Raw genomic sequence first — 9,663 nt, 5'->3', positions numbered from 1 at the left:
TTCTTCAAGTGTGTGGGCGATATTGCGTTTGGCTTCATGCTCCCGGTTCTTTCCGGATACATCGCCATGTCGATTGCGGATCGCCCGGGGCTGATGGTCGGATTTGTCGGCGGCGCCATTGCCGCAAATGGAAAATCCGGATTCCTTGGCGCGCTGCTGATTGGATTCGTGGCCGGCTATGTAATTAACGGTCTGAAAAAGATTTGTACCAAACTCCCGGATTCCCTGGAAGGCATTAAGCCGATGCTGATCTATCCGTTCTTCGGTGTTCTGATCACCGGTGCAATTATGATGTTCCTGGTTGAACCGCCAGTCGGCTGGCTCAATACACAGCTGAATCTCTGGCTCGAATCGCTGAACGGCGTTTCAGGGGTGGTTCTTGGTGCTCTGCTTGCCGGAATGATGGCCATCGATATGGGCGGCCCGTTCAACAAAGCGGCGTATGTATTCGGCACGGCTTCTCTTGCGGCTGGAAATTATGCCGTAATGGCTTCGGTTATGATCGGCGGCATGGTTCCTCCCATCGCCATAGCTCTTGCCTCATGGCTGTTTAAAAACAAGTTCACAGAAGATGAGCGGAAAACAGCGCCGACGAATGTGGTCATGGGACTGTCGTTCATTACAGAAGGTGCAATTCCATTTGCGGCGAGCGACCCGCTTCACGTGCTTCCCGCGTGTGCGATTGGTTCCGCTCTTGCCGGCGCGCTTTCTGAACTGTTCGGATGCACGCTGATGGCACCTCATGGCGGTATCTTTGTTGTCCTGACCATCGGCAATCCGCTGATGTATCTGGTCGCTCTTGCAGCAGGCGTAGCTGCTGCAGCTCTGATTCTTGGTTTCACCCGCAAGCCTGTAAAAGCAGCGGCCTGAAATCCGAGTTTGTAAACCGGATAAAAAGACACCTGAAAAAGAGGCGGTGCGAACAGGCTGGCAAAAAAATGACCTGTTTGACACCGCCCCTTTTACGCGATCGATCGCAGGAAACGATCTCTCAAAAAGACGGGAGCGAGAAAAGAACAGAAAACGCCGGCTGTGGCGAAGCACAGCCGGCGTTTATGTGTGGGATTAAGAGTGTTTGTTGAGGGACGTCACCGTGACGGGACGTGCGGGACTATAGCTGGTTAGGCGATAGCAGCGAGGGCTTTTTTAACGAGAGCGATCTTTTCAGCTTCTACAGCTGCAGCTGCGTCGTTGCCTTCAGCTTTGTGTTTCTTTTCCCAGCCTTCCAGGGAGCCGAGTCTTTCGTCCAGACGATCTTTAGCAGTCTGAGCGTACTTGCCAGTTTCGTCGAAGTGAGCAGTGAGGTCAGCGATTACTTCGTCGCCGTATTCAGTGCCGCCGATTGCAGCTTCCAGGGTTTTGGTGAATTCTTCTTTTGTCATGATAGATGACCTCCTTAAGTGTTTAATCATACTGACCGATGGATTATCTTAAGAATTCGTCGGACGATTTCTTCGGATTTACTCCAGCGGGGTTCTGCATATTCCAAACCGGAGAATCCGAAGATTCGTTCCGATGAATGGATAATTTAGAATAGTGAATCAATTAAGCGATGAGACTGAGCGTCCATCGTCTGCCGGGATCCCTGTCCGGATCCGGCATGCCTTGCGATTGGGATTTACTTAATTGCGGCAAGGGCTTTGAGAACGATCGCAATCTTTTCGGCTTCATCAGCAGCTTTTGCGTATTCGCCTTCTGCTGCATGTTTCTGAATCCAGCCGAGAAGGGAGCCATATCTCTCGTCCAGACGGTCTTTGGCAGTCTGTGCATATTTGCCAGTTGCGTCGAAGTGTTCAACCAGGTCGGCGATTACTTCTGCACTGTATGCATCTGTACCCAGAGCTGCATCAAGGACTTTCTTGAATTCTTCTTTAGTCATTGAGAAACATCTCCTTTTCTTTACGCATTCATAATACTAGCTGACACGTATCATTCCTTTTTGTATGCCCAAATATTTTTCGGAACGATACATGAACAAAAAAGCCTTATTCGCTTGATTTATATCGACTATAATGATTTGTTTTATAGCTTTACCTAAGTCAGAAAACAAATAAAAAAACTTAACCGGAGTAAAAAAAATAGACATTTCACGAAATTGAAATAAAGATCATATTAATAACCAGGAAATGCGTACGGGCAAAGAAGCAAGACAGTGTTCCGAGGCGAATGATAGCCGGAAGCCAGCGGTGAATGCATCCAGACAAGCAAAATGACCAGCAAGGTCCGGTCATTGTCCGCTCCCTGGCAAGCGGTGCAGAGGGTACAATATAGAAAAGAAAAAGCGGAAAAGACTTTCGCGAATATCGGCTCAAGGCATTGAGCAGGAAGGAGTGCCCCCCCCCTATGCAAAATACAAAGTGGATTGTGGTTCTGATCAGCGCCATGATGGTGATCGCCGCTCTGGCTGGAGTCGTTCTAGGCATTCGAGAAGAATTTGAAGGCACAGAATCCGACGAACAGTAAAGCGGCTTCGCGCCTGCGTCCTGAGCGAACAGCGCAAGATCAGATGAGGACGTAAAACGACATTTCAAACGAAAAGAGGACTTTGCCCCTTTGCGGCCAGACTCTATGTGTCTGCCATAAGGCAAAGTCCTTTTTCTTTTTGTCCGATCCGTCTGAGCGGTCCGATCATTTAAAAAGGAATTTGGAGTCAAAAGCCGGACTCCTCTAAACCGCTGCCGGTTTTGGCGGCGGATCTGATAAGATTGAACAGGAAAAAAGATCGCCCGCATTCCCGGATCCAAAGTCTTTTCTGGATCCATATCCATATAAAATCCATATAAAAAGCGCCTTGCCCTTTCAGGCGAAGGCATCTGCGGCGGTCCATGCGTTAATTCGAAGCCAGTTAAGGAGAAAAGAAAATGGAAGACTACAAACAGGAATTCATTGATTTCATGCTGGATAGCGGCGTGCTGAAATTTGGTACCTTCACGCTCAAGTCCGGACGGATCTCGCCCTTTTTCATGAACGCCGGCGGCTATGAAAACGGTCGTCAGCTGCGCAAGCTCGGCGAGTTTTATGCGAAAGCCATTCATGATCGTTACGGCGATGACTTTGATGTGCTCTTCGGCCCGGCCTACAAGGGAATTCCGCTGGCCGTCGTTACCGCGGAAGCGTATTACGACCTCTTCGGCAAGGAAATCCGCTACTGTTCCGACCGTAAGGAAGAAAAAGATCATGGCGCGGATAAAGGAAGCTTCCTGGGCACAAAACTCAAAGACGGCGACCGCGTCATCATGATCGAAGACGTGACCACCTCCGGCAAATCCATGGATGAGACGGTGCCAAAAGTCAAAGGCGCAGCAAACGTGGAAATCAAGGGCCTGATGGTTTCGCTCGATCGCGCTGAAAAAGGCCAGTCCGATACGTCCGCGCTTGGCGAAGTCGCAAAGAAATACGGCTTTGAAACCGCGGCGATCGTATCGATGCCGGAAATCGTTTCCTGCCTGAAAGAAAACAAAACGCTCGATGACGAGATGATTTCGAGAATTCGCGACTATTATGCACAGTACGGCGCGTCGGATCGCACGTTCGATTTTTAATTCCGTTCGGTAATCGATATCTCTCTATACAACGCAAACCGGATCTTTTTTGAAAGGCTCCGGTTTTTGTTTTGCGCTTTTGTGGGAACTGGTGGTCTTTATGCGTCTTTAAGCGGCTATAATTTATTTAGGAATAAAGCAGACCAAAACGGAGTACAGAGGGGCCTCCGCAAAGAAATTGAAAGCCAGACCCTGGCGACGGCAGCTTTCAAAATCGGAGCGGACCCGGCATTCATTGGCAATATAATGGCTTTTCGGTCTGCAAAACACACATCAGGATCCAACGGGATCTGGAAAGAGGTACGTATGACTGCAAACATCATTACCATTACCCGAGAATTCGGATCGGGCGGCCGTACTATCGGCAGACTGGTCGCCGCAAAACTCGGCTATGACTTCTACGACTGGAACCTGGTCGAAAAGATCGCCGCGCAAAGCGGATTCGCTAAAGAGTTCATCGAACAGAACGGCGAAGAGCAGGACCGCTTCATGACCATGCTCGCCAGCAGCAGCTTCAGCTTCAACCTCAACGAACAGCTGTTTGAAGCGCAGACCAAAGTCATCCTGGATCTGGCCAAAAAGGGACACTGTGTCATCGTCGGCCGCTGCGCCGACTTCCTGCTGCGCAATGAACCCGGCGTACTGAGCTGCTTCATCTGGGCGGATGAAGAAAGCCGCAAGAAGAGAATTCTGACCGAATACGGCGAGCGCGACGAAAGCATCGACAAGCGTCTGCGCGATAAGGATAAACGCCGCAAGGCGCACTATCAGTACTTCACCGGCCGCAAATGGGGCAAGGCGTTCTACTATGACGTCTGCCTCGATACAAGCCGCCTGCCGATCGAAAGCTGCGCGGATACGATCGTCGCTCTCGCCAAAGACTGCACGGGCGCGGTTCGTCATACCAACGAAGACTAGCTGATCCGGCAACCGCGAACGCAAACCCGCTCAGGTATCCCTAAATCCCTATTTCTGAATTTCAGCAAAAAAAGCAGAAGCTGCATCCGATCCGTTCGGAGAGCTTCTGCTTTTTGCGTATTCCCGACGCGGATCCGATCGACTGCTCCAGGAAAAAAGGCTGCCCCCGAAAGGACAGCCTGCAGATCGTATCGGGATCTGAAAAGTTTAAAGCGGTTATTTTGCGGAAGCGTCGTCGTCTTTATGCATGGCAGCAACGGCTTTCGGGAACATTGGACGGAAGACGAAGATGGCCAGAAGCAGAGCGATGACGGCTGCTGCGCAGGAGATCAGCAGAACGGTATCGATACCCTGTGTCATGCCGACGTTGCCCGGTGTAGCCTGGGTCAGTGCGTTGTAGGCAATGGAGAACAGAGCGGAAGCGATAACGCCGCTGAGGGAAATGATAAATCCAACCAGGGAAGTACCGATGCCAAGATCCTGCGGTTTAAGCAGCATCTGCGCTGCAGGGATGGACGATACGGTACGGAAGGAATCGGCGATTCCGGTCAGTGCGAGCATGACGAATACGAACCATACCGGCATGTTCGGACCGATGAAGACGAGCAGTCCAGTCGGGATGATGACCAGAATAGCGCAGTAAGCAAAGGCTTTCCAGAAGTTCGAAAGCTTCTTGGCGATCCATACACCGGCAGCGCCAGGAACGAGAATGGAAAGAATCGTACGCGGAATCTGAACGGTACCGCTGATGGAAGCCGGCTGGCCCATCAGCTGCTGCATAGCCTGCGGAACGTAGGCGTTAATGGCCGTCAGGTAAACAACGCAGAGACCGGTGATCAGCAGAACGATAACGAACGTCTTGTTCTTGAAAAGATTCAGAGGAATCAGCGGAGAACTGATTTTCTTTTCCGCGATCAGCAGCAGAATGAAGCTGATAATCGTAATGGCTGCGCAGGTGAGGACGAAGGCAGAGCCCCAGCCGAGAATGGCACCGTAGTTAAGCCAGAAGACAAGGGCAAACAGGCAGATGCCCAGAAGCAGTGCGCCGATCCAGTCCAGATGAACGCCTTTATGGGTTGCGCCGTTTGGCAGATAGCGATAAATCAGATAAATACCGATAGCCAGGAAAATTGTCGGGAAAGCCGAAGCCATACCGGTCATGCCGTGGTCCATAAGCCAGCCTGCGCCCCAGGAACCGATAAAGCTTCCGATGGCCAGTGCGCCGGAAAGGAAACCTACGTATTTCGGGACTTCTTTAACCGGGAAAATCTGACGGACGGCGATAAACGGAACAGCCGAGAACGCGCCCTGGCATGCCGAAAGAACGACACGCAAAATCAGATACATGGAAAGCGAAGAGGCAAAGGCGAGACCAATGCCGCAAATGCAGTTGATCAGACCAAACCAGAGAACAAGTTTCTTAGCACCGATGCTGTCCATCAGCGATCCGCCGATCAGAGTCATCAGGCAGAGCGAAGCGGAAGTCAGCGCGGTAACGAGTGAAAAAGAGTCCATGCCGTTGAGACTTGCAAGAACCGGTCCCTGAATATTGGCGAGGGAGAGGCCAAAGGCCGCCATGGACAAGGCTAACATCAGACAGCCAAGATATGCGAGGTTGCGCTGGAGAGGGGTTAAGCCGTTTTGAGTTGTGGTATCAGACATAAATTACTCCATCATTCCTTTTCTGTTTGTCCTCCTTTCTTCTTTCTCTTTTTTCATGACCATCTTATCAATAAAATGCTTACTGTTAGTTTCACATACTCAAAAGAAATTCCGCCGCAATGCGGCGGAATAAAAAATGACGCTGAAAATGAAAAGTACAGAGATATGGACACATTACTCAAAAGATAGGATTGGAAATGCGGACATTTTGCAAAAGACGGCGACAGAAACCGCCAGTGCTGGGTCTTCTGTACAGACGACGGATCCTCCATAGCCGGCTTTTTGCGCCAGCCTGTTCGATCCCGCCCTCAATCCCGAAGAGCAAGCGTCATCCGGCCTCAGTTCGACCTCAGTCTTCTGCCTGATCTTCCAGCAGAGGCGCGTATTTTTTCTTAAGCATGCCGGTATAAATGTGCGGATCAAACGGTTTGCCGCTGACTTCTTCGACAATTTCCAGCATGGTTTTCGAGGCGCCATAGCGATGGACGTTCTTTTCCAGCCAGGCCGCGATGTCTTCAAAGCGGTTTTCCAGAATGAGCTGCTCTGGATCGATGTCCCGCTCCATGGCTTCATAAATCTGGGCCGCGTAGGCAGAGCCAAGCGCGTAGCTGGGGAAATAGCCGAGATCGCCGGAAGACCAGTGCACATCCTGCAGGACGCCTTCACGGTCGTTTTCGGGTCGTGCGCCGAGATACGTTTCGTAAAGATCGTTCCAGAGCTGCGGAAGCGTCGCATAATCGAGGGTGCCTGCGGCCATTTTCTTTTCAATTTCATAGCGTATGAGAATATGGAAGGGATAGGTGAGCTCATCCGCGTCGGTTCGAATCAGCGAAGGACGGCACGTGTTGACCAGTGTAAACAGCGTATCGGCATCGACCGTTTCGAGGGCTGGAATTTCTTTTCGCAAAGCGGGAAGAAGCACGCTCCAGAACGCTCTGGAGCGGCCGATGTGATTTTCCAGCAGACGGGACTGGGATTCGTGGGCAGCGCAGCCGACGCCTTCCACGAGCATCGTCTTGTCAAAAGCCGCTTCCGTCTGCAGATGATACAGCGCGTGCCCGTATTCGTGGACGGTCGAAAGAATGGAACTGACAAACTGATCCGGTTCATAGTGCGTGGTGATTCGGACATCGTCGTGGGACAGAAAATCGGTAAACGGGTGCTCGGTCGTGCTGATCGCCAGCCGGTCCCGATCGGCTTTCAGAAAATCGAGAACTTCACTGGCCAGTTTTTCCTGCTGCGCGTCGCTCACCGGCGCGTGCAGAAGAGAAAGATCTTTTGGCCGGGCCGCAGCCGCTTTTTTGACGAGCGGACCGAGATCTTCGAGGATCGCTTCAAAAAAAGCATCATATTTTTCCTGATTCATGCCCGGTTCGTAAAGACTGAGCAGATAATCATAAGGATGGGCCGGATCAAAGCGCGGCGAATACGACGCCGCCTGCAGCGTATACGAAATGACTTTTTCGAGCGCGGGGCGAAAGCGTTCATAATCGGACTGGACTTTGGCTTCGTGCCAGATCGTCTCGCTTTCGGCCGCGCTTTCCTGCCATTTTCTGTAAAGCGGGGAAGGAATCTCCCGGGTGTCCTGAAGCTTTTTCAGGCGCAGCCCGACTTCTTTCTGTTCGAGCGATCCGTCTGCCATGGCGGCATATTCTTCTTCGAGCCAGGCGATCGTTCCGGGATTGTTTTCGAGATTAAAGGCGAACTGCGACAAAATCGTCAGCGCCTCATTGGTCCGGGAAGCCCCCTTTTTCGGGGCAACGGTATACTGATCGACATAGACTGTCGAGCAGGCCAGCGTATAGGCGCCCAGCGTATCAAGAAGCTGCTGGTAGCGCGGAGAAAAATTGAGTTTCATACAGATGGGATTCCTTTCAATTTGGCCGTATGCTGCCGTTTGGGCAGCAAGGGCCTTCTTTGTTTTCTGTTTTTTCGTATTTTCAGTTTGTTTTTATTTGGCTTTGCGTTTCTATTTTACAGGGAATCCGGCCCGTGCCCGTCTGTACTCTGTACATTGGACAGGAAGGCACTGCCTTTCCATTTTGCTGATGCATGCAGGGAATAGCGATGAAGGAGTTATTGAACGCCTGCGATTTCCCGGGATTTCCCTGTTCCTGAATCTGCATATAGAACACATATTGGACATATAGATTAAGACAGACCGTAAGTTCTAGATCGGTCGGGCGGTGTTTGGCAGCCGCCTCAGGAGGTTTTTATGAAAGTACGCCGTTTCATTCTTACTGCGCTCTGCGCGGCGCTGCTGGTTTCGCTGACCGGCTGTTCCAAACCCAAATCGTCGACGGATTCCGCGTCGACCGGTCCAGGGACGCTTGGCGATGACGTTCTCAAAGTCGGCATTACCCAGAAACTGACGGGAACGTTCTGTCCGATGTATGCCGCGTCGATGTATGACCAGTGGGTTGTCAACATGGTGTATCAGTCCATGCTGGCGTACGACGCGGACGGATCGCTGGTGCCGGTTCTGGCCAGCGAAGCGCCGGAAGTATCCAAGGACGGAAAAACGATCCGCTTCCATCTCAAGGAAGGACTTCGCTTTTCAGATGGATCGGAACTGGACGGCGATGACATCAAGTATTCCTTTACGCTCATGGCGGATCCGGAATACGTGGGCGGCATCAAGGACGGCACGTACGATTTCATTGAAGGCTTTGAAGCGTGCCAGGACGGATCGGCCAGAGACATTTCTGGCATTCAGGTTTCGCACGACGGTCTGACCGTTACCTTTACGTGCGCCCAGCCGGATAGTGACGCGGTCGCTTCGATCGGCACGGTGTTCATCGTGCCGGAAGGTCAGTTTCCGTATTCCCGCGGCAATCTGGACGCTTATAAAAACCTCGAGCCGGAGCAGGCGATTGGAACCGGTCCGTATGTGATCGATCAGTACGATCCTTCGTGGGGCGCTGTGCTGAAGAAAAATCCGGACTGGAACGGGGATGGCCAGTATCCGATCGAATCTGTGGCGATGCTGACGATTGAAGCGGGTACGGAAGTGCAGTCGCTTCAGGACGGAACGATCGATCTGATTCCGGCAACCGCCAATCCGGACATCATCGCGCAGGCTTCGGCCCTCGATAATGTGGAAACGAGCCACTATTTGCGCGCAGCCCAGGGCTATATCGGCTTTAACTGTCAGGAAGGCGTATGCGCCGATCCGGCGGTCCGGCAGGCGCTGGCCTATGCGACGGATCAGGAAAAATTTGTCGAAAAGTACTACGCGTGGCCAAGTATTTCCATGGATGCGGATCTGGAAAATGTAAACGTCGGCTATGTGCCGAAAACGTTCTGGTCACCGATTGCCCACGGTCTGGGCGCGGTGACAACGGGAGATAAGGAAATCGACGGCCTGATCGACTACAGCTATGATCCCGACAAGGTCAGTGCGATTCTTGACGCGGCTGGATGGAAAATGGGCGACGACGGCATCCGGGAAAAGGACGGCAGGCGTCTGGAAGTCCGTTTCCTCGCCAGCAAGAACAACTCCGTTTTAAAAACTCTGCTTCCGATGCTGGAAGTGTCCTGG

Annotated in this window: 8 protein-coding genes; 4 read left to right on the top strand and 4 right to left on the bottom strand. The window is 51.8% G+C overall.

All coding sequences use genetic code 11. The features are described from left to right. Positions 1–870: PTS fructose transporter subunit IIC (locus tag ACLUYS_RS07890; RefSeq protein WP_412659547.1), on the top strand; the 870-nt coding region annotated here is incomplete at its 5' end. A gap of 251 nt (positions 871–1,121) precedes the next feature. Here ACLUYS_RS07890 and ACLUYS_RS07885 read toward each other — a convergent pair. Both ACLUYS_RS07885 and ACLUYS_RS07880 read right to left on the bottom strand, forming a co-directional pair. Next, complete coding sequence (locus ACLUYS_RS07885; RefSeq protein ID WP_230266903.1) at positions 1,122–1,382, bottom strand: FRAT-87 protein; 261 nt, start codon at positions 1,380–1,382, stop codon at positions 1,122–1,124. Between the two features lie 236 nt (positions 1,383–1,618). After that, positions 1,619–1,879 carry an FRAT-87 protein gene (locus ACLUYS_RS07880; RefSeq protein WP_230266902.1) on the bottom strand — a complete coding sequence of 87 codons (261 nt, stop codon included), beginning with the start codon at positions 1,877–1,879 and terminating at the stop codon, positions 1,619–1,621. Between the two features lie 982 nt (positions 1,880–2,861). Here ACLUYS_RS07880 and pyrE point away from each other — a divergent pair. Together pyrE and ACLUYS_RS07870 are read left to right on the top strand one after the other, a co-directional pair. Beyond that, positions 2,862–3,542 (top strand): orotate phosphoribosyltransferase, encoded by a 681-nt coding sequence (gene pyrE / locus ACLUYS_RS07875; RefSeq protein ID WP_230266901.1) that lies wholly within the window; start codon positions 2,862–2,864, stop codon positions 3,540–3,542. Between the two features lie 306 nt (positions 3,543–3,848). After that, positions 3,849–4,460, top strand: coding sequence for an AAA family ATPase (locus ACLUYS_RS07870; protein WP_230266900.1), 612 nt, complete (start codon positions 3,849–3,851; stop codon positions 4,458–4,460). Between the two features lie 216 nt (positions 4,461–4,676). On the opposite strand, the gene ACLUYS_RS07865 is transcribed toward ACLUYS_RS07870, so the two are convergent. Continuing rightward, a complete protein-coding gene (locus ACLUYS_RS07865) occupies positions 4,677–6,122 on the bottom strand; it encodes an MFS transporter (protein ID WP_230266899.1) in 1,446 nt (481 codons plus the stop codon). 349 nt (positions 6,123–6,471) lie between these two features. Continuing rightward, positions 6,472–7,980, bottom strand: coding sequence for a carboxypeptidase M32 (locus tag ACLUYS_RS07860; protein ID WP_230266898.1), 1,509 nt, complete (start codon positions 7,978–7,980; stop codon positions 6,472–6,474). 357 nt (positions 7,981–8,337) lie between these two features. On the opposite strand from ACLUYS_RS07860, the gene ACLUYS_RS07855 reads away from it, so the two are divergent. Beyond that, positions 8,338–9,663: ABC transporter substrate-binding protein (locus ACLUYS_RS07855; RefSeq protein WP_412659546.1), on the top strand; the 1,326-nt coding region annotated here is incomplete at its 3' end.

This window comes from Allobaculum sp., assembly GCF_047010065.1.
GTDB lineage: Bacteria > Bacillota_I > Bacilli_A > Erysipelotrichales > Erysipelotrichaceae > Allobaculum > Allobaculum fili.
Note: the sequence above shows the minus strand (reverse complement) of the source record. Positions and strands in the feature narration are given on the sequence as shown.

Coding starts and splice junctions, on each gene's coding strand:
- ACLUYS_RS07870 (WP_230266900.1), top strand. CDS start 3,849: ATGACTGCAAACATCATTACCATTACCCGAGAATTCGGATCGGGCGGC.
- ACLUYS_RS07860 (WP_230266898.1), bottom strand. CDS start 7,980: ATGAAACTCAATTTTTCTCCGCGCTACCAGCAGCTTCTTGATACGCTG.
- ACLUYS_RS07880 (WP_230266902.1), bottom strand. CDS start 1,879: ATGACTAAAGAAGAATTCAAGAAAGTCCTTGATGCAGCTCTGGGTACA.
- ACLUYS_RS07865 (WP_230266899.1), bottom strand. CDS start 6,122: ATGTCTGATACCACAACTCAAAACGGCTTAACCCCTCTCCAGCGCAAC.
- pyrE (WP_230266901.1), top strand. CDS start 2,862: ATGGAAGACTACAAACAGGAATTCATTGATTTCATGCTGGATAGCGGC.
- ACLUYS_RS07885 (WP_230266903.1), bottom strand. CDS start 1,382: ATGACAAAAGAAGAATTCACCAAAACCCTGGAAGCTGCAATCGGCGGC.